This window comes from Nonomuraea sp. NPDC049421, assembly GCF_040677005.1.
GTDB lineage: Bacteria > Actinomycetota > Actinomycetes > Streptosporangiales > Streptosporangiaceae > Nonomuraea > Nonomuraea salmonea.
Window position 1 is genome coordinate 573,975 of sequence record NZ_JBFAQA010000001.1, and the last position, 17,815, is coordinate 591,789.

Genomic DNA, 17,815 nt, shown 5'->3' on the forward strand with positions numbered 1-17,815 from the left:
GAGTGACCGAGATGAGGGTGGTCCTCGCCGGTGGGGGGACGGCCGGGCACATCGAGCCCGCGCTCGCCCTTGCGGACGCGCTGCGCCATCTTGACGCGAGCGTCGGCATCACCTGCGTGGGCACGGAGCGCGGCTTGGAGACGCGGCTCGTGCCTGCCCGGGGATACGAGCTGGAGCTGGTGCCCGCCGTGCCCCTGCCAAGGACGATCACCCCGAGCCTGCTCACGGTGCCGGGCCGGCTCGCGGGGGCGATCAACGCCACGGCGAGCATCCTCGACCGGGTGCGGGCCGACGTGCTGGTGGGCTTCGGCGGCTATGTCGCCACGCCCGCCTACCTGGCGGCCAAGCGGCGCGGCCTGCCGATCGTCGTCCACGAGGCCAACCCGCGTCCGGGGCTGGCCAACCGCCTGGGCGCCCGGCTGACCGACCACGTCTTCACCGGCTTCCCCGACGCCCAGCTGCTGCCCAAGGCCGAATACGTCGGCACCCCGCTGCGCCGCGACATCGTCTCGCTCGACCGGCTGTCCATGGGCGACAAGGCGCGCTCGTGGTTCGGCCTGGAGAACGACCGGCCGACGCTGCTGGTGTTCGGCGGGTCGCAGGGCGCGCGCTCGATCAACCAGGCGGCGCTGGCCGCCGCCCCCGCGCTGCGCAGGGCCGGCGTGCAGGTGCTCCACGTGCTGGGCCCGAAGAACACCGTCGAGCACGAGCCGCCGCCCGGCGACCCGCAATACGTCCTGCTGCCCTACGTCGACCGCATGGACCTCGCCTACGCCGCCGCCGACGTCGCCCTGTGCCGCAGCGGCGCGCTCACGTGCGCCGAGCTGACCGCGGTGGGGCTGCCCGCCGCCTACGTGCCGCTGCCGCACGGCAACGGCGAGCAGCGCATCAACGCCGAGCGCATCGTGGCGGGCGGCGGCGGCCTGGTGGTCGACGACGCCGAGCTGTCCGCCGAATGGATCATCAATTACGTGCTGCCCATGCTCCACGACCCCGAGCGGGTCGCCGTCATGTCGGAGAACGCCTCCAGGCTCGGGAGCAAGGACGCCGATATCATGCTTGCCAGGAAAGTGTTGGAGATAGCCGGATGAGTCTCGTGAAGCTGGTCGATCCCGTCGCCGTCGAAGAACTGGGGCGCGTGCACTTCATCGGCATCGGCGGCGCCGGCATGTCGGGCATCGCCCGCATCCTGCTCAAGCGCGGCGTACGCGTGACCGGCAGCGACGCGCGCAGCTCCGAGCTGATCACCGAGCTGCGCGAGCTGGGCGCCACCGTCCACATCGGCCACGCCGCCTCCCACATCAGAGACGTCGACACCGTGGTCGTCTCCACCGCCATCCGCGACTCCAACCCCGAGCTGGGCGAGGCGCTCAAGCAGGGGCTGCGCATCATCCCGCGGGCCGCCGCACTGGCCTCCGTCATGGCCGGCCGCACCGCGGTCGCCATCGCCGGCACCCACGGCAAGACCACCACCACCTCCATGCTCACGGTGGCGCTGCAGAAGTGCGGCGCCGACCCGTCCTACTGCGTGGGCGGCCAGCTCGTCACCACCGGCCTCGGCGCCGACGACGGCCAGGGCGGGGTGTTCGTGGCCGAGGCCGACGAGAGCGACGGCTCCTTCCTCATGCTCGCCCCCGACATCGCCGTGGTCACCAACGTCGAGGCCGACCACCTCGACAACTACGGCGACCCGCGGGCGGTGCACGACAGCTTCGCGCGCTTCGCCGACCGGGTGGGCTCGCTGCTCATCCTGTGCGCCGACGACCCGGGGGCGGCCGAGCTGACGCGCCGGGCCACCGAGCGCGGGCTGCGGGTCAAGACGTACGGGCTGCGCGGCGACGACTACCGCGTGGGCGAGGTCAGGCCCGACGGTTTCGGCACCGTGTTCTCCATCGAGGGCAGGGGAGAGGTCAGGCTGGCCGTTCCCGGGGCCCACAACGCGCTCAACGCCACCGCGGTGATCGCCGTGGCCGACGAGCTGGGGCTGCCGTTCGAGGAGATCAGGGAGGGCCTGGGCGCGTTCACGGGGGCCAAGCGGCGCTTCGAGGCCAAGGGCGAGGCGGGCGGCGTCGCGGTCTTCGACAGCTACGCCCATCACCCGACCGAGCTGGCCGCCGACCTGCGGGCCGCGCGCGACGTGGTGGCCTCCTACTCCGGCACCGGCCGGGTCATCGCGATCTTCCAGCCCCACCTCTACTCGCGCACCCGGTTCTTCGCCGACGAGTTCGGCGCCGCGCTGGGCCTGGCCGACGAGGCCATCGTGCTCGACGTCTACGGCGCCAGGGAGGACCCTGAGCCCGGGGTGTCCGGCGCCATGGTGGCGGAGCGGGTGCCGCTGCCGGCCGGGCGGGTGGCGTACGCGCCCGACAGGTCGGCCGTGCCCGGGCTGGTGGCCGAGCGGGCGCGGCCCGGCGACATCGTGCTGACGATGGGCGCGGGCGACGTCACCGAGCTGGGACCGCAGATCGTCGCCCGCCTGTCCTGAGCGCCCGCGCTTTGGGCGTGGCGCGCGGGCCGCGCGCCGCCGTCGGCGTAGGTTCGGTGCCGACATGAGCCGCATGTACGTGGGAGGGCGATGAAGGCGCGCACGGCGTTCCTGGTGCTGCTGACGGCGGGAGTGGTGGGCACGGCCGCCTGGCTGGTGTTCTTCTCGCCGGTGCTGGGGGTGCGCTCGATCGAGATCGTGGGAAATCTCACAGTGCCGGGCGAGCGCATCAAGCAGCAGGCGGGCGTGCCCGACCTGCATCCCCTGGCCACCGTGAACCTCGCCGACGTCGAGGGCCGCGTCCTCGGCATCAGGCAGCTCGCCTCCGCCAAGGTCGATCGCGTCTGGCCCGGCACGCTCAAGATCGAGGTGGTCGAGCGCGAGCCGGTCGCGGCGATCGAGACCGGCGGCAAGGTGGCGATCGTCGACGGGCAGGGCGTGGTGATCGAGGTCGAGTCGGCCGTGCCGCCCCTCCTGCCGGTGCTCAAGGTCGACCGCCCCGTTCCCGGCGATCCGGTCATGACGGCGGCGCTCAAGGTCGTGCGGGCGGTGCCGCCCGAGGTCGCGGGCAAGGTCAGGCAGGTGCGCGCGGGCACGGCAGAGGGCGTCACGCTGGTGCTGTCCGACGGGCGTACGGTGCTCTGGGGCGGGCCCGACCGTCCCGAGGAGAAGGGCCGCATCCTGGCCTCGCTTCTCAAAAAGGAACGATCCGCCACCTTCTACGACGTCAGCTCCCCGGACGTGGTGACGCTGAAGTGATCGTGATCGTCAGGGCCCGGCAAGTCCGGGGCAACGGCATCGCCGAGCCTGTGCCGGGCGGGGCTCGCGACATGAGAGCCTGTAAGCCGGACTTTCGGCATAGGAGGCTCGCCACCAGGCGTGACTGCGGAGCGAAACGGACAGCGCGCGACACGCCGGACGTGCTTGCGGCGCGGTTAGTTGACCCGCCCGGAGCGTAACTCCTACTGTCCGTATCAATCCTCAGGTTGACATAAATCTAAATCTCAACCTGAGGTTGAGAGTTATCCGAACTGAGAAAAAGCGGAGACAATCCGCACCGAAATGGCAAGTCAACGAGCGGAAAGGCCCCTCGTCGTGGCAGCACCGCAGAACTACCTCGCGGTCATCAAGGTCGTCGGCATCGGCGGCGGCGGAGTCAACGCCGTCAACCGGATGATCGAGGAGGGACTCAAGGGCGTCGAGTTCATCGCGATAAACACCGACGCCCAGGCGCTGCTGATGAGTGACGCCGATGTGAAACTCGACGTGGGCCGTGAGCTCACGCGCGGGCTCGGCGCCGGCGCCAACCCCGATGTCGGCCGCAAGGCGGCCGAGGACCACCGTGAGGAGATCGAGGAGGTCCTCAAGGGGGCCGACATGGTCTTCGTCACGGCGGGCGAGGGTGGCGGCACCGGCACGGGCGGCGCGCCCGTCGTGGCCAACATCGCGAGGTCGCTCGGCGCGCTCACCATCGGCGTCGTGACCCGTCCGTTCAGCTTTGAGGGACGACGCAGGGCATCGCAGGCCGAAGCGGGCATCGAGACGCTGCGTGACGAGGTCGACACGCTCATCGTGATCCCCAACGACCGGTTGCTGTCGATCTCCGACCGGCAGGTCAGCGTCCTCGACGCCTTCAAGGCGGCCGACCAGGTGCTGCTCTCCGGTGTCCAGGGCATCACCGACCTGATCACCACGCCCGGTCTGATCAACCTCGACTTCGCCGACGTCAAGTCGGTCATGTCGGGCGCCGGCTCGGCCCTCATGGGCATCGGCCACGCCCGCGGCGACGACCGCTCGGTGGCCGCCGCCGAGATGGCCGTCTCCAGCCCGCTGCTCGAGGCCAGCATCGACGGCGCGCACGGCGTGCTGCTGTCCATCGCGGGCGGCTCCGACCTCGGCCTGTTCGAGATCAACGAGGCCGCCCAGCTCGTGTCGATGGCCGCGGCGCCCGACGCCAACATCATCTTCGGCACGGTCATCGACGACGCGCTCGGCGACGAGGTGCGGGTCACCGTGATCGCGGCCGGCTTCGACGACGTGCCCGGCCCGGCGGAGAAGCAGGCGCCCAGGCCGGCGGGCCGTCCCGCCGCGCCGCCCGCGCCGCCCGTGTCGTCGCCTGCGCGGCCGAACGTGGCCTCCCCGAGCATCAAGTCCGACCCGCCGCCGTTGCGGGCTGAGCCGCGCGCTGAGGTGCGTCCTGAGCCCCGTACGGACTTCCGGCCCGAGCCGCGTCCCGAGATCAGGCCCGAGCCGCGCGCCGAGGCGAGACCCGAGCCGCGTCCCGAGCCCCGCGTCGAGCCGCGCCTAGAGCCGCGCGCCGAATCCAGGCCCGAGCCGCGTTCGGAGTTCCGTCCTGAGCCGCGCGCCGAGTCGAGGCCGGAGCCGGTGCGGCCGGTCGAGCCGGTGCACGACCAGGTGTCCGAGCGTTCGGGTTCCGGCGATCGCGACGACAGGTCCGAGCTGGGAGAGTCCGCAGACGGGCCGTCCGGCCCCGTCTCGATCCCCCGGCCCACGCCCGAGCCCGCCAACCCGCCCACGCCCATCACCTCCCGCATGTCGGAGCCCCCCAAACGTCCCCGGGTGATCTTCGAGGAGCAGGAAGAGGAACTCGACGTTCCCGACTTCCTCAAATAGCCGGTAACCACGTTGTCCCGCCTGACGCCGCTCCCCGCAGGGATCCGGGAGCGGCGCCGTCGTGCGTACGGCGGCGGGAACGCGCCAAAAGCCGGTCACCTGGTGAAAGCGAAGAGGGAGAGGCACGTGAGAAGGGACGAGATCGCGGACGGTCTCGCCGAGGTCGACGAGCGCATCACCGCGGCGTGCCACGCCGTGGGCCGCGACCGCGGCGAGGTCACGCTGATCGCCGTCACCAAGACCAGGCCCGCCGACGACGTCCGCATCCTGGCCGAGCTGGGCGTGCGCGACGTCGGCGAGAACCGCGACCAGGAGGCCGCCCCGAAGGCCCGCGAGCTCGCGGGGCTGCCGCTGACCTGGCACTTCGTCGGTCAGCTGCAGACCAACAAGGTACGCTCCGTGGTCGGCTACGCCGACGTGATCCACTCCGTCGACCGGCTCAGGCTGGTGGAGGCGATCAGCAAGGAGGCCGTCCGCCAGGGCCGCGAGATCACCTGCCTGCTGCAGGTGGCGCTCGACGACGACCCCGGCAGGGGCGGCGCCAGGCCCTCCGACCTGCTCGCGCTCGCCGACGAGGTGGCGCTGGCCGACGGCGTGCGGCTGGGCGGCGTCATGGCCGTGGCGCCGCTGGACGAAGAGCCCGCCAAGGCCTTCGCCAGGCTCCGCGACCTCGCGGTGGCGCTGCAGGAGCAGCACCCCCGCGCGACCATGGTCTCGGCCGGCATGAGCGCCGACCTCGCCGAGGCGATCGCGTACGGCGCGACACACGTGCGGGTCGGTACGGCGTTGCTCGGTCGTCGCAAGCCCTTCGTCAGGTAATGTCCCCTCAAGTGGGTCTTCAGGCCCATGACCAAGTAGAGGTCGAGTCAGCGGTGAGCTCCAGGGGGTACGCCTACCGCCTCAGGGCACGGCGACGGGCCCGAGCGAGTGCGACCATGAGCAGGAGGACGACGTAGCGATGGCCGGCGCGATGCGCAAGATGGCGGTCTACCTCGGTCTCGTGGAGGACGACCGCTACGAGAGGTACGAGACCTACACCGACGACTACGCCTACGACGACGAGGTGCAGCGGCCCGGCGAGGAGCGTCCCGTGGCGGTCCAGGACCGCGACGACGAGCCCGAGGCGGGGGTCCCGGCACCCAGGCCCACGACCACCATCGTGGAGCGCCGCACGACCGATCTGGCCCGCATCACCACCCTGCACCCCCGCACCTACAATGAGGCGCGTACGATCGGCGAGCACTTCCGTGACGGCACCCCCGTCATCATGAACCTGACCGAGATGGTCGACAGCGACGCCAAGCGGCTGGTTGATTTCGCGGCAGGTCTCGTCTTTGGCCTACATGGCAGCATTGAACGTGTTACCAACAAGGTGTTCCTGTTGTCCCCTGCCAATGTCGAGGTGACCGCCGAGGACAAGGCTCGAATCGCGGAACGCGGGTTCTTCAATCAGAGTTAGAGTCTCTGTATGCCTATCGGACCCAACCAGGTCTACCCCAAGACCTGGAGGCACATCAGAAGTGGAGGCGCGGCCGGGCCGTGGAGATCGTGAGTGGGATCTTGGTCGTAGTCCTGTCTCTCTATTTGGTGCTGCTCATCGGCAGGATGATCTTTGAGACGGTGCAGGCGTTCGCCCGGCAGTGGCGTCCCTCCGGAGTGGTGCTCGTCGTGGCGGAGGCCACGTACACCGCAACTGACCCACCCCTCAAGTTCCTCCGCCGTTTCATTCCTCCGCTCCGGTTGGGTACGGTGGCCTTTGACCTAAGCTTCACTGTCCTGTTCATCGTGGTTCTGATCTTGATTCAGATCGCCGGGGCCCTCGGCCCACGATGAGCGGAGCCCGTGGGGCCGCCGGTCGTGATCCAACTCGTGTCCGCGCTGAAGTGATTCGGGTTACCGTCCTCCGGACAGACTCCAAGCGCGCCAAGGAGACCAAAAAATGCCGCTGACGCCCGCTGATGTGCGGAACAAGCAGTTCAGTACCACCCGGCTCCGGCCGGGCTACGACGAGGAGGAGGTCGATGCCTTCCTCGACGAGGTGGAGGCTGAGCTCGACCGCCTGATCCAAGAGAACGAGGAGCTCCGCGCGAAGCTGGCCGAGTGCCTGCGCGGGAAGGTGCCTGGCGGCATGAACATGCCCATGGCCTCGGCGCCGGTCCAGGAGCAGCCCAAACCCGAGATGATGCAGCCGCCGCAGCCGGAGCCCATGCGGGCCCCCGAGCCGCCGCCGGTGCAGCAGCAGCCGCAGGTTCCCGTGGCCATGAACATGCCTCCCGCCGAGGACAACATGGACACCGCGGCCCGCGTGCTCGCCCTCGCCCAGCAGACCGCCGACCAGGCGATCGCCGACGCCCGCCGGGAGGCGGACGAGACGGTGACCCGCGCCAGGCGCGAGGCCGACGAGATCCTCACCAAGGCGCGCCGCCAGGCCGAGCAGGTCATCGGCGACGCCAGGGCCCGCGCCGAGACGCTCGAGCGCGACGCCCAGGAGCGCCACCGCCAGGCGATGGGCTCGCTCGTGCAGACCCGCGACGAGCTCGAGCGCAAGGTCGAGGAACTGCGCAGCTTCGAGCGCGAATACCGCAGCAGGCTCAAGCTCTACCTGGAGAACCAGCTCGCCGAGCTCAACGTCTCCGCCGAAGGCAGCGGCGGGTTCCCCGTGCTGTCCGGTGGTCCGCAGGGCCAGGCACCCGCCATGTCGCACGCCGTGCCCCAGGGCGGCCAGCAGCCTCTCCCCGGAGGCCCCGGCCCGTTCGGCGGCGACGCTCCGCAGGGCGCTTTCCCCGGCGGTGACGGTCCCCACAACGACCGGCGGTAAAGTAACGGGTCACTAGGACCTGCCACTCGAAAGAGCCCCCTGTGATCCTTATCAGTGCTGGTTTGGTGCTCGCGGCAGTGGTGCTGCTGATCGCGGGCTTCGTACTGGCGAAGCCGTTCCTGATCATGTGGTCCATCGTGGTCAGCGTGCTGTCCGCGCTGTTCCTGGTGATCGGGGCGTTTCTGCGACGGAACGAGCTTTTTCCCGGAGGTGGGCAGGCCGCTGCGCCGGCCACCCCCCCGAAGGGGCTCATGCCGCCCGCGCAGCCGTACACCCAGACCGGCCCCATGGCTCAGCAGCCGCCCCCGCAGTCCCGACCGCATCCGCAGGCACCGCAGCAGCGCACGGCGACCGTTCCGGCCCCCGCTCCGCGCCGCCCCGCGGCCGCCGGCATCGCGCCGGATGCGATCGTGCTGGTGATCCCGGGGCGCAAGCGCTACCACGTCCCCGGGTGCAGGCAGCTGGCCGGACGGGATCATGAGGAGCTGACGTACGAGGAGGCACGCGAGGAGGGCTTCACGCCCTGCACGACGTGCCTGCCCGACGCCGCGCTCGGCGGACGGCAGCTGCCGCCTGCCGCCGACCCCGAGCCCGCGGCCCACCCCGGCACCGCTCCTGCCAAGAGCCGATCTGACAACTCCGCGGAGACCCGCGACCTTCGTCCGCCGGTCACCTCGCCGAAGCCCGACACGAAGGCTTCCACCCCCAGCCCGGAGCCTGCCGCCGCCCACGAGGAAGGCGCCGCCGGGTGGTTCGGCCGTCCCTCGGCCGCCCCGGCCGACCAGGCAACGGGCTCACCTTCCGCCGCCCCCGAGACCGGCACCGACACCGGTGGTGGCTCGGACGACGAGCCGGCGGATGCAGAGACTTCCTATTTCCGTCCGCCGCCTTTCGCGCGCAGAGCCGACTCCACCTCCGGCAAGCCCGGAGCGCCGACGTCAGGACCCGCGAAGGGCAAGCCGGGCACGCCCGCGAAGGGCACGACCGCGGCTGGTGGTTCCGGCGACCCGACCGGGGCCTCCGACGACGAGACGTCCCCCAGCGTCCCCACCCCCGCGAAGCCCGCACAGGGCTCCGCCTCACCCCGTCCAGGCACCGACCAGAGCCGCACGGGCGCCAAGCCGGGCACGGCCGGTGGTGCCGCGTCAGAGATGACGCGGAACGCCGGCGGTTCCGCTTCCGGAAAGCCGGGCACGACTGGTGAGTCCTCGTCCGGGACGTCCGGGAAGGGGAGCAAGCCCGGCGGTGATCAGGCCGGGTCGGGCGGCGGCAAGGCCGGACCGGCGTCCGGCTCCGGTGAGGCTGATGATGACGCCGCGGGGCCCGCCACGGCGCCGCAGCCACGCGTGACGGCGTCGGGCATGCCACAGCGCCCTGGGGCGCCCAAGCCCGCGGGTGGGGCGCCCAAGCCCGGTGCGCCGGAGCGTCCGGGCTCGTCCGGGGCTTCGGAACGTCCAGGCTCGTCCGGTGTGACGGAACGTCCTGGCCCGTCCAAGGCTCAGGAGCGTCCTGGGGCGTCCGGAGCTTCGGAGCGTCCCTCAGGGGGCGGGAGCAAGCCGGGCAAGCGTCCCGCCGGTGACGAGCCCGCGCCGGGGGAGACCGTGATCCTGCACGAGCGGCCCGCGTCCTCGGCCGAGGCGACGGCCAAGCCCCGGGGCCCGTTGCCTCCGGGCGCGCCGTCCAGGACTTCCGGCGCCAAGCCCGGAGCCGCACCGGGCAAGAGCGGGGCCGAGCGTCCGCCGTCCGGCGGCGGCTCAGGCTCCAAGAACGGAACCCCGTCCACGGCGACGGACGACCCCAGGAGCACCAACGGCACCGGCACCATGCCACCAGGCGCCGCCGGCGGCACAGGGCCGCAAGCGGGCAAGGGCGCCTCAGGGCCGCAGGGCGGTGGCGGGACCGGCTCGCAGGGAGTCACCTCGGGCACCGCTCCCAAGGGACAACCCGCACCTACCGCTGACGGCCCCAAGGGTCAGGCCAGACCTTCCACTGATGCTCCCAAGGGGCAGACCGGTCCTTCCGGCGCTGCGGCCAAGGGCGGCGCTTCCCAGGGGCAAGGACCCCGAGCTGAGGGAAGCGGCTCCTCCAACGGCGGCACCGGTTCCAAGACCACCGACGCGGGACCCGCGGACTCCAGGACGACAGACGCCGAGGACGCGGGCTCCAAGGCCGGATCGTCCAGCTCCAAGCCCGGCGACGAGCCGGCGGGGTCCAAGGGCAACGGAAACGGCAAGGCACGAGGGCCGCAAACGGTCAAGGTCATCACCGGTACCCGCCGCTACCACGGCACCGCCTGCCCTCTGGTCCGAGGAGCGGGCGACGGCGTGGAGACGATGACCCTCGCCGCCGCGGAGGCCGCCGGCCTGACGAGCTGCCCGGTCTGCCAACACGACCGCCAAAGGGTCAGCTGAACAACCAGCTCCTCCTCACCACCGCAAGGCAGCCGGCCTGCTCACCGCCGGCAGGGCAGGTGCGTTGCCGACTTCTGCGGGAGGCCGGTGGGCTGCTTGCCGCTGAGCCAGGCGGTCGTGCCGCTGGCTCCTGTGGGGAGGTAGGCGGGTTGCTCGCTGATGAGCAGGTGGGTGTGTCGCTGGCTTCTGCGGAAGACGGTGGCGTCGCTCACCGCTGAGTAAGACGTCCGGGCCGGCGCTCGGAGGTGGCTCTGTCTGAGGGGTGTTGCCCTGGCCGAGGGGCCCATGGGGCGGCCCCTGGCGGTGGTCGCCAGGGGCCGTCTCACTTCGGCGTTCAGGCGCGGCGGAGCTGGAAGGTGAGGCCGAGGTCCTCGTCCGTGTGGGCGGGGAGGTCGGCGGTGGTGCCTTCCGTGAGGGAGGTGGCGAGGACTTCCTCGCTCACCACCTGGCCCTGCCTGCGCAGCGCCGTCGCCAGCTCGGGCGACGTCGTCGTCCACCACAGGTCGATGCGGTCGGTGATGGACAGGCCGGTCGACTTGCGGGCGTCCTGGACCAGGCGGATGACCTCGCGCAGCAGGCCCGCGCGGCGCAGCTCGTCGGTCAGCTCCAGGTCGAGCGCCACCGTCTCGCCGGTGCCGGTGCCGATGGCGCCGGTCTCGACGGCCCAGCCGGAGCGGGGCTGCTCGGTGACGATCACCTCGTCGGGGCCGAGCATGACCTCGCCCACCTCCTCGGACTCCACCATGACGGTGGAGCCCGAGCGCAGCGCGCGGGCCACGCGGGTGGCGTCGGCGGCGGCCAGGGCGGCGGCCACCAGCTTGGTCTGCGGCCCGAACCGCTTGCCGAGCGCCCGGAAGTTGGGCTTGACCGTGTAGGACACGAGGTCGGCGCTGAAGCCCGACATGTCCTCCAGAGCCTGGACGTTGAGCTCGTCGGCGACCAGCCCGCGCAGCTCGCCGGGCAGCGACGGCCAGTCGTGCGCCCCCACCAGGGCCCGCCGCAGCGGCTGGCGGGTCTTGACCCCGGAGGAGGCACGGGCCGAGCGGCCCAGCTCGACCAGGCGGCGTACGAGCGCCATCTGGTCGGACAGCACCGGGTCGATGAGGTCTTCCCTGGCCTGCGGCCAGGAGGTCAGGTGCACCGAGGACGGGGCGTCGTCGGCGCGCAGGACGTCCCAGAGGTGGTCGGTGATGAACGGCGTGATGGGCGCCATCAGCCTGATCACCGTCTCCAGGCACTCGTACAGCGTCGCGAACGCCTCTTCCGAGCCCTGCCAGAAGCGGCGGCGCGAGCGGCGGACGTACCAGTTGGACAGGTCGTCGAGGAAGTCGGCCAGGCGGCGGCCGGCGCGCTGGGTGTCGTAGTCGTCGAGCGCCGCGGTGACCTCGGCCACCGTGCGGTGCAGCTCGGCCAGCGCCCAGCGGTCGAGCAGCGGGCGCTCGGCCGGCGGGACGGCCTGGGAGAGCCGGGACGGCGACCAGGACTCGGCGTTGGCGTAGAGGGTGAAGAAGGACGCCGTGTTCCACAGCGTCAGCAGCACCTTGCGGACGATCTCCTCAAGGGTGCCGTGCCCCACCCTGCGGGCCGCCCACGGCGAGCCCGAACAGGCCATGAACCAGCGCAGCGCGTCGGCTCCGTGCTGGTCCATCAGCGGGATCGGCTCGAGGATGTTGCCGAGGTGCTTGCTCATCTTGCGGCCGTCCTCGGCGAGGATGAGGCCGAGGCAGAGCACGTTCTCGTAGGAGGACTGGCCGAAGACGAGCGTGCCGACGGCCATCAGCGAGTAGAACCAGCCACGCGTCTGGTCGGTGGCCTCGCAGATGAACTGCGCCGGGTAGACGCCCTCGGGCTTGCCGCGCTCGCCCCACTGGGCGAACGGCATGGAGCCGGAGTCGTACCAGGCGTCGATGACGTCGGGCACGCGGCGGGCCGGCGCCCCGCACGACGGGCAGTCGAAGGTGACGTCGTCGACGTAGGGGCGGTGGGGGTCGAGGGCGGAGATGTCCTGGCCGGCGAGCGCGCCCAGCTCCTCCAGCGACCCGACACACGTGACGTGGGACTCGTCCTGCGTGCACACCCACAGCGGCAGCGGCGTGCCCCAGTAGCGGGAGCGCGACAGCGACCAGTCGACGTTGTTGCGCAGCCACTCGCCGAAGCGGCCCCACTTGATGGTGTCGGGGTACCAGTTGGTGCCGGCGTTCTCGGCCAGCATCTGGTCCTTGACGGCGGTGGTGCGGATGTACCAGGACGGGAGCGCGTAGTAGAGCAGCGGGGTGTGGCAGCGCCAGCAGTGGGGGTAGCTGTGCTCGAAGTGGCCGCCGCGGAACAGCAGCCCGCGCCGCTGCAGGTCCTCGGTCAGCTCCTCGTCGGCGTCCTTGAAGAAGCGGCCGCCCACCATGGGGACGTCGTCGAGGAAGCGGCCGTCGGGGCCGATCGGGTTGACGACGGGCATGTCGTAGCGCTTGATGACGGCCATGTCGTCGGCGCCGAAGGCGGGAGCCTGGTGGACCAGGCCGGTGCCGTCCTCGACCGTGACGTAGTCGCCGAGCACGACGTAGTGGGCGCCGGGGATGTCGACCAGGTCGAACGGCCGGCTGTAGGTGGTGTGCTCCAGCTCGCGGCCGGAGTGGCGGGAGACCTCGGTGACGCCCTCGCCGAGCACCGACAGCAGCGGCTCGGCCACGACCAGCACCTCGCCGTCGGCGGTGCGGGCGGCGACGTAGGTGACGTCGGGGTGGACGGCGACCGCGGTGTTGGAGACCAGCGTCCACGGCGTGGTCGTCCAGACCAGCAGCGAGGCGCCGGCCTCGGCCAGCGGGCCCGAGGTGACGGGCATGCGGACGTAGACCGACGGGCTGGAGACGGTCTCGTAGCCGCCCGGCTGGCCCAGCTCGTGGTCGGACAGCCCGGTGCCGCAGCGCGGGCAGTAGGGGGTGATGCGGAAGTCGCGGAACAGCAGGCCCTTGTCGAAGACGACCTTCAGCGACCACCACACGGACTCGATGTAGGACGGGTCCATCGTGCGGTAGGCCTGGGACAGGTCGATCCAGTAGCCCATGCGCTCGGTCATCTGCTCGAACGCGTCGACGTGGCGCAGCACCGACTCGCGGCACTTGGCGTTGAACTCGGCGATGCCGTAGGTCTCGATGTCCTTCTTGCCGGACAGGCCCAGCTCGCGCTCGACGCCGACCTCGACGGGCAGCCCGTGGCAGTCCCAGCCGGCCTTACGCGGGACGCTGAAACCGCGCATCGACTTGTAGCGCGGGAACAGGTCCTTGAACACGCGGGCCTCGACGTGGTGCACGCCGGGCAGGCCGTTGGCGGTGGGCGGGCCCTCGTAGAAGACCCACGACGGGTTGCCGGCGTTCTGCTCGACGGAACGCTCGAAGATCTTCCCGTCCCGCCAGCGGTCCAGGACCTCGCGCTCGAGCGCGGGCAGGTCGACCTGCGCGGGAAGAGAGCGGAACGTTGGGGAAGACATCTCGGGCGTGACCTCCACGCGTGAAGCGGCCGGTAGGGCTTTGCGTGAAGGGACGAAGCCTCGCGGCCCCGCGGTACCACCCTTCTTGACCCCGCCCGCGGGCGAGGCCCTCTTCATTCGACTGCTGCCGGGTCTAATGAGCTCTGACGAGCCGTTCTTCCGGCGGCTCCGGGGTGATATCCCTCACAGCGGGCCCCATCAACGCCTTGCAGGCTTAAACCATAACGCAGAGTCGGGGTCAAGGCTTCCAGGTTTCCGGGTCAGGAGGTTCATCGCCGCCCAGCGGTACGTGAGTCGTAAAGGGCGCAAAGATGTGGGAATGGACGCCGGTGTGGAGGAGTTGAATGCGCGAGGCGGGATAGTACGGGCTAGGTAAACCGTCCGGCGGGTCGTTTGCCGTTCCGTTATCAGGATCCTAAGCTGCCCGCACCATTCACGGCCTTGATCAGCATGGAGGCAGCCATGGCGGCAGTCACGCAGACCGCTACACCGTCGATGTGGTCGGATGAGGAGCTGGCCGAGGTACGCGGCAGGCTCCAGCAGGAGATCGACGAGCTCGAGGCGGACATCCTGCGCCACGAGTCGGAGATAGCCTCTGGGGACGTCACACAGGGCGCGGGCGACGACCAGGCGGACGCCGGCGCGAAGACGTACGAGCGCGAACGCGAGATCGCCCTTACCCTGAATGCGCGCGATCTGGTCGCGCAGAACGAACGTGCGATCGCCAGGATCGACGCAGGGACCTATGGAGTGTGCGAATCGTGCCACAAGCCGATCGGCAAGGAACGCCTCCAGGCGTTCCCGAGGGCGACGCTGTGCGTGGCCTGCAAGCAGAAGGAGGAGCGCCGGTAGGACAGGGGGGCACCGCCGGCCGGCCACGCGGGCGCCTGTTCGCCGTCCTCGTCGCGCTGGGGGCCGTGATCTACGCGGCCGACCTCGCCACCAAGACGCTGGTGCTGCGCACCCTCGAGGGTGAGGCGCCCCTGGTCGTGTTGCCCGGCGTGCTCCAGTTCAGGGTCATCTTCAACTCCGGTGCCGCCTTCAGCATCGGCACCGGAATGACGTTCGTCTTCACCTTCATCGCGGCCGGCGTGGTCGTCGCCATCGTCCGCACGGCGCGCAAGCTCGGCAGCCTCTCGTGGGCGATCGCGCTCGGCCTGCTGCTCGGCGGCGCCGTCGGCAACCTCACCGACCGGCTGCTGCGCTACCCCTCGGGGTTCGGGCGCTCCACCCAGCTCCAGGGCCACGTGGTCGACTTCATCGAGGTGCTGCCGGGCAACTTCCCGGTCATCGACTACTTCCCCGTCTTCAACATCGCCGACTCCGCCATCGTCTGCGGCGGCATCCTGGCCGTGATCCTGGCCTGGCGCAACGTGCAGATCGACGGGTCGAAGGAGATCGACGGGACGAAGGAGGAGGCGGCCAAGGATGAGTGAGCAGCGCAGCCTGCCCGTGCCCGACGGGCTGGAGGGCGAGCGGCTCGACGCCGCGCTCTCGCGCCTGTTCGGGTTCTCCCGCACGCGCGCGGCCGAGTTGATCGGCGCGGGCGAGGTGCTGGTGGACGGCCGCGTGCCGGCCAAGTCCGACCGCGTGCACGCCGGCGCGTGGCTCGACGTCACGATGCCGCCGCCGGTCACCACGCCCATGCCGGTCGCCGAGCCGGTGCCGGGCATGACGATCGTGTACGAGGACGACGACGTCATCGTGGTCAACAAGCCCATCGGCGTGGCGGCGCACCCCACCGTCGGCTGGACCGGGCCCACCGTGATCGGCGGGCTGCTCGGCGCCGGTCACACCATCGCCACCAGCGGGGCCGCCGAGCGCCAGGGCATCGTGCACCGGCTCGACGCCAACACCACGGGCGCGATGGTCGTGGCCAAGAGCGAGCACGCGTACTCGTTCCTCAAGCGGGCCTTCAAGGAGCGCACGGTCGACAAGCGTTACCACGCGCTCGTGCAGGGGCACCCCGACCCGTTCAGGGGGACCGTCGACGCGCCCATCGACCGGCACCCGTCGGGCGACGGCCGCTGGGCCGTCGTCGCCGGTGGCAAGCCTTCGGTGACCCACTACGACACGGTCGAGGCGTTCCGCGCGGCGTCCCTGCTGGACATCAAGCTCGAGACGGGGCGTACGCACCAGATCCGGGTGCACATGTCGGCGCTGCGCCACCCGTGCGTCGGCGACCTGCTGTACGGCGCCGACCCCACGCTGGCGGCCCGCCTGGGCGTCACCCGGCAGTGGCTGCACGCGGTCGCGCTCGGCTTCGAGCACCCGTCGACCGGTGAGTGGATGTCGTTCAGCACGGACTACCCGCAGGACCTGCAGAAGGCCCTCGACCTGGTCCGCGCCGAGTCCTGAGGCGAGCCGGGTCCTGGTCCGCGCCGGGTCCTGACGCGAGCCGGGTCCTGACGCGAGCCGGGTCCTGACGCGAGCCGGGTCCTGAGGCGAGCCGGGTCCTGGTCCGCGCCGGGTCCTGACCCGGGCCGAGTCCTGACCCGGGCCTGCAGGCCGCCGGCCTGAGGCTCGCGCCCAGCGGCCCTCGCGCGGGGCGCGGTTCGTGCCCTGCGGCCCCTGTGCCGATCACGCCTGCGGCGGCCCCTGAGCGGGCTCAGCCGCCGTCCGAGCCTTCGATCTGGCCGGGGGTCTCCTCCGAGGGCTTCGAGGGCTCCGAGGGCTCCGAGGGGGACTCGCTCTGCCGCTGCGGGCGGTCTGTCTCGTTCTTCCGGTCCGTCTCGTTCTTCCGGGGGGTCTCGTTCTTCCGGGGGGTCTCGTCCCGCGTCCTGGTCGGGGTGTCGTCGGGGCGGGGGCGGCGGTTCTGGGTGCGTTCGCCGGTGTCCGGGGTTCTCGGCTGGGTTCGGGCGGGTGGTGGGGAGCTGCGGGGAGTGACCACCTCGGTGTCGCTGCGGGGTGACTCGCCCGCGGGCCGTTCGGTCGTCGTGTCGCGGTCGGCCGGCGCGGAGGTGGTCACCACCGCCGGTACGGGCCGCCCGCCGCGCGGCTGCTCACGGCCCTGCTTCGACCACCAGGCCGCCCCGCCCGTGACGATGCCGATGAGCAGCGCGCCGCCCGCGATCGCGGCCACCGGCAGCACCCGTGACCGCCGGCGCGGCACCACGACGGGCCCGGTACGCGCGGGCAGCGGGACGGGCCCGGTCTGCTCGGGCGAGCCGCCCGCCAGGATGCCGGCCAGCCGCCGCTCGGTCTCCTCCAGCGTCATCCGCTCCGCCGGGTCCTTGCGCAGCAGCCCGTGCAGGACGGGAGCCAGGACCCCCGCCCTGGCCAGCGGCGCCGGCTCGGCGTGCATCACCGCGCCCAGCGTGGCCAGCGCGTTGTCCCGGTGGAAGGGGGAGTGGCCCTCGACCGCGAGGTACAGCGTCACGCCCAGCGCCCACAGGTCGGACGCGGGCCGCGCCCGCCCGCCCGCCGCGCGTTCAGGGGCGACGAAGGCCGGGGTGCCGACCAGGACGCCCGTACGCGTGACCGGCGCCTCGTCCTCCGTGGTGGCGATGCCGAAGTCGGTGAGCACGGCCCTGCCGTCCTCGGTGAGCAGCACGTTGTCCGGTTTGACGTCGCGGTGCAGCACCCCGGCCGCGTGCGCGGCGCGCAGCGCCTCCAGCACCTGCAGCCCGATGTCCGCGGCCCGCAAGGGCGTCATGGGGCCCTCGTCGCGCAGCAGCTCGCCGAGCGTGCGCGATCGTACGAGCTGCATGACGATCCAGGGGTGCCCGCGTTCCTCCAGCACGTCGTAGACCGTGGCCACGCCCGGGTGCGCCACCCGGCCCGCCGCCCTGGCCTCCCTGAACGTGCGCACAGCGAAATCCTCGCGCTCGGCGCCCGTCAGCTCGGGAGGCGGAGGCACCTCCTTGACCGCCACGTCGCGGCCGAGCACCTCGTCGTGCGCGTGCCACACCGTGCCCATGCCGCCCTTGCCGATCGTCCTGAGGAGCCGGTAACGCCCACCGACCATCACCGCGGATTTGGACATG

At 71.5% G+C, this 17,815-nt stretch carries 15 protein-coding genes; 12 read left to right on the forward strand and 3 right to left on the reverse strand.

Annotation, left to right across the window (positions count from 1 at the left end; genetic code table 11):
• Nucleotides 1-11 precede the first annotated feature (11 nt).
• The 9 genes from murG to AB0K18_RS02690 all read left to right on the forward strand — a co-directional run bounded on the left by murG (nucleotide 12) and on the right by AB0K18_RS02690 (nucleotide 10,348).
• On the forward strand, nucleotides 12-1,091 hold the full coding sequence (gene murG, locus AB0K18_RS02650; RefSeq protein ID WP_364908772.1) for an undecaprenyldiphospho-muramoylpentapeptide beta-N-acetylglucosaminyltransferase: 1,080 nt from the start codon (nucleotides 12-14) through the stop codon (nucleotides 1,089-1,091).
• Entirely contained in the window at nucleotides 1,088-2,485 is a 1,398-nt protein-coding gene (murC, locus tag AB0K18_RS02655; protein WP_364908775.1) for a UDP-N-acetylmuramate--L-alanine ligase, read from the forward strand. The genes murG and murC overlap by 4 nt, the downstream gene beginning before the upstream one ends.
• Nucleotides 2,486-2,575: 90 nt before the next feature.
• Nucleotides 2,576-3,244, forward strand: a complete 669-nt coding sequence (locus AB0K18_RS02660; protein ID WP_364908778.1) for an FtsQ-type POTRA domain-containing protein — start codon at nucleotides 2,576-2,578, stop codon at nucleotides 3,242-3,244.
• Between the two features lie 336 nt (nucleotides 3,245-3,580).
• Nucleotides 3,581-5,119, forward strand: a complete 1,539-nt coding sequence (gene ftsZ, locus AB0K18_RS02665; RefSeq protein ID WP_364908781.1) for a cell division protein FtsZ — start codon at nucleotides 3,581-3,583, stop codon at nucleotides 5,117-5,119.
• A gap of 126 nt (nucleotides 5,120-5,245) precedes the next feature.
• Nucleotides 5,246-5,938, forward strand: a complete 693-nt coding sequence (locus AB0K18_RS02670; protein WP_364908784.1) for a YggS family pyridoxal phosphate-dependent enzyme — start codon at nucleotides 5,246-5,248, stop codon at nucleotides 5,936-5,938.
• Between the two features lie 139 nt (nucleotides 5,939-6,077).
• The gene (gene sepF / locus AB0K18_RS02675) at nucleotides 6,078-6,578 is read left to right on the forward strand and encodes a cell division protein SepF (RefSeq protein WP_364366060.1); all 501 of its coding nucleotides are present in this window, start codon (nucleotides 6,078-6,080) and stop codon (nucleotides 6,576-6,578) included.
• Nucleotides 6,579-6,658: 80 nt separating this feature from the next.
• Nucleotides 6,659-6,952: a YggT family protein gene (locus tag AB0K18_RS02680; protein WP_345401346.1), complete on the forward strand. Its 294-nt coding sequence runs from the start codon at nucleotides 6,659-6,661 to the stop codon at nucleotides 6,950-6,952.
• A gap of 106 nt (nucleotides 6,953-7,058) precedes the next feature.
• Nucleotides 7,059-7,937, forward strand: coding sequence for a DivIVA domain-containing protein (locus AB0K18_RS02685; RefSeq protein ID WP_364908787.1), 879 nt, complete (start codon nucleotides 7,059-7,061; stop codon nucleotides 7,935-7,937).
• A 62-nt stretch (nucleotides 7,938-7,999) separates the two neighbouring features.
• The gene (locus AB0K18_RS02690; protein ID WP_364908789.1) at nucleotides 8,000-10,348 is read left to right on the forward strand and encodes a hypothetical protein; all 2,349 of its coding nucleotides are present in this window, start codon (nucleotides 8,000-8,002) and stop codon (nucleotides 10,346-10,348) included.
• A 41-nt stretch (nucleotides 10,349-10,389) separates the two neighbouring features.
• On the opposite strand, the gene AB0K18_RS02695 is transcribed toward AB0K18_RS02690, so the two are convergent.
• A complete protein-coding gene (locus AB0K18_RS02695; RefSeq protein WP_364908790.1) occupies nucleotides 10,390-10,560 on the reverse strand; it encodes a hypothetical protein in 171 nt (56 codons plus the stop codon).
• Nucleotides 10,561-10,682: 122 nt separating this feature from the next.
• Nucleotides 10,683-13,829, reverse strand: a complete 3,147-nt coding sequence (gene ileS, locus AB0K18_RS02700) for an isoleucine--tRNA ligase (RefSeq protein ID WP_364908792.1) — start codon at nucleotides 13,827-13,829, stop codon at nucleotides 10,683-10,685.
• 462 nt (nucleotides 13,830-14,291) lie between these two features.
• Here ileS and AB0K18_RS02705 point away from each other — a divergent pair, with 462 nt between their 5' ends.
• The 3 genes from AB0K18_RS02705 to AB0K18_RS02715 all read left to right on the forward strand — a co-directional run bounded on the left by AB0K18_RS02705 (nucleotide 14,292) and on the right by AB0K18_RS02715 (nucleotide 16,187).
• Nucleotides 14,292-14,681 carry a TraR/DksA C4-type zinc finger protein gene (locus tag AB0K18_RS02705; protein ID WP_364366072.1) on the forward strand — a complete coding sequence of 130 codons (390 nt, stop codon included), beginning with the start codon at nucleotides 14,292-14,294 and terminating at the stop codon, nucleotides 14,679-14,681.
• A 65-nt stretch (nucleotides 14,682-14,746) separates the two neighbouring features.
• Nucleotides 14,747-15,265, forward strand: a complete 519-nt coding sequence (gene lspA, locus AB0K18_RS02710; RefSeq protein ID WP_364908794.1) for a signal peptidase II — start codon at nucleotides 14,747-14,749, stop codon at nucleotides 15,263-15,265.
• Nucleotides 15,258-16,187 (forward strand): RluA family pseudouridine synthase, encoded by a 930-nt coding sequence (locus AB0K18_RS02715; RefSeq protein ID WP_364908797.1) that lies wholly within the window; start codon nucleotides 15,258-15,260, stop codon nucleotides 16,185-16,187. Before lspA ends, AB0K18_RS02715 begins: the two co-directional genes overlap by 8 nt.
• A 250-nt stretch (nucleotides 16,188-16,437) precedes the next feature.
• On the opposite strand, the gene AB0K18_RS02720 is transcribed toward AB0K18_RS02715, so the two are convergent.
• Nucleotides 16,438-17,814, reverse strand: a complete 1,377-nt coding sequence (locus AB0K18_RS02720) for a protein kinase (protein ID WP_364908799.1) — start codon at nucleotides 17,812-17,814, stop codon at nucleotides 16,438-16,440.
• Between the last annotated feature and the right edge of the window lies 1 nt (nucleotide 17,815).

Excerpts from the sequence above, each read along its gene's own strand:
- murG (WP_364908772.1), top strand. The coding sequence starts at position 12 with ATGAGGGTGGTCCTCGCCGGTGGGGGGACGGCCGGGCACATCGAGCCC.
- murC (WP_364908775.1), top strand. The coding sequence starts at position 1,088 with ATGAGTCTCGTGAAGCTGGTCGATCCCGTCGCCGTCGAAGAACTGGGG.
- AB0K18_RS02660 (WP_364908778.1), top strand. The coding sequence starts at position 2,576 with ATGAAGGCGCGCACGGCGTTCCTGGTGCTGCTGACGGCGGGAGTGGTG.
- sepF (WP_364366060.1), top strand. The coding sequence starts at position 6,078 with ATGGCCGGCGCGATGCGCAAGATGGCGGTCTACCTCGGTCTCGTGGAG.
- AB0K18_RS02685 (WP_364908787.1), top strand. The coding sequence starts at position 7,059 with ATGCCGCTGACGCCCGCTGATGTGCGGAACAAGCAGTTCAGTACCACC.
- ileS (WP_364908792.1), bottom strand. The coding sequence starts at position 13,829 with ATGTCTTCCCCAACGTTCCGCTCTCTTCCCGCGCAGGTCGACCTGCCC.
- AB0K18_RS02705 (WP_364366072.1), top strand. The coding sequence starts at position 14,292 with ATGGCGGCAGTCACGCAGACCGCTACACCGTCGATGTGGTCGGATGAG.
- AB0K18_RS02715 (WP_364908797.1), top strand. The coding sequence starts at position 15,258 with ATGAGTGAGCAGCGCAGCCTGCCCGTGCCCGACGGGCTGGAGGGCGAG.
- AB0K18_RS02720 (WP_364908799.1), bottom strand. The coding sequence starts at position 17,814 with ATGTCCAAATCCGCGGTGATGGTCGGTGGGCGTTACCGGCTCCTCAGG.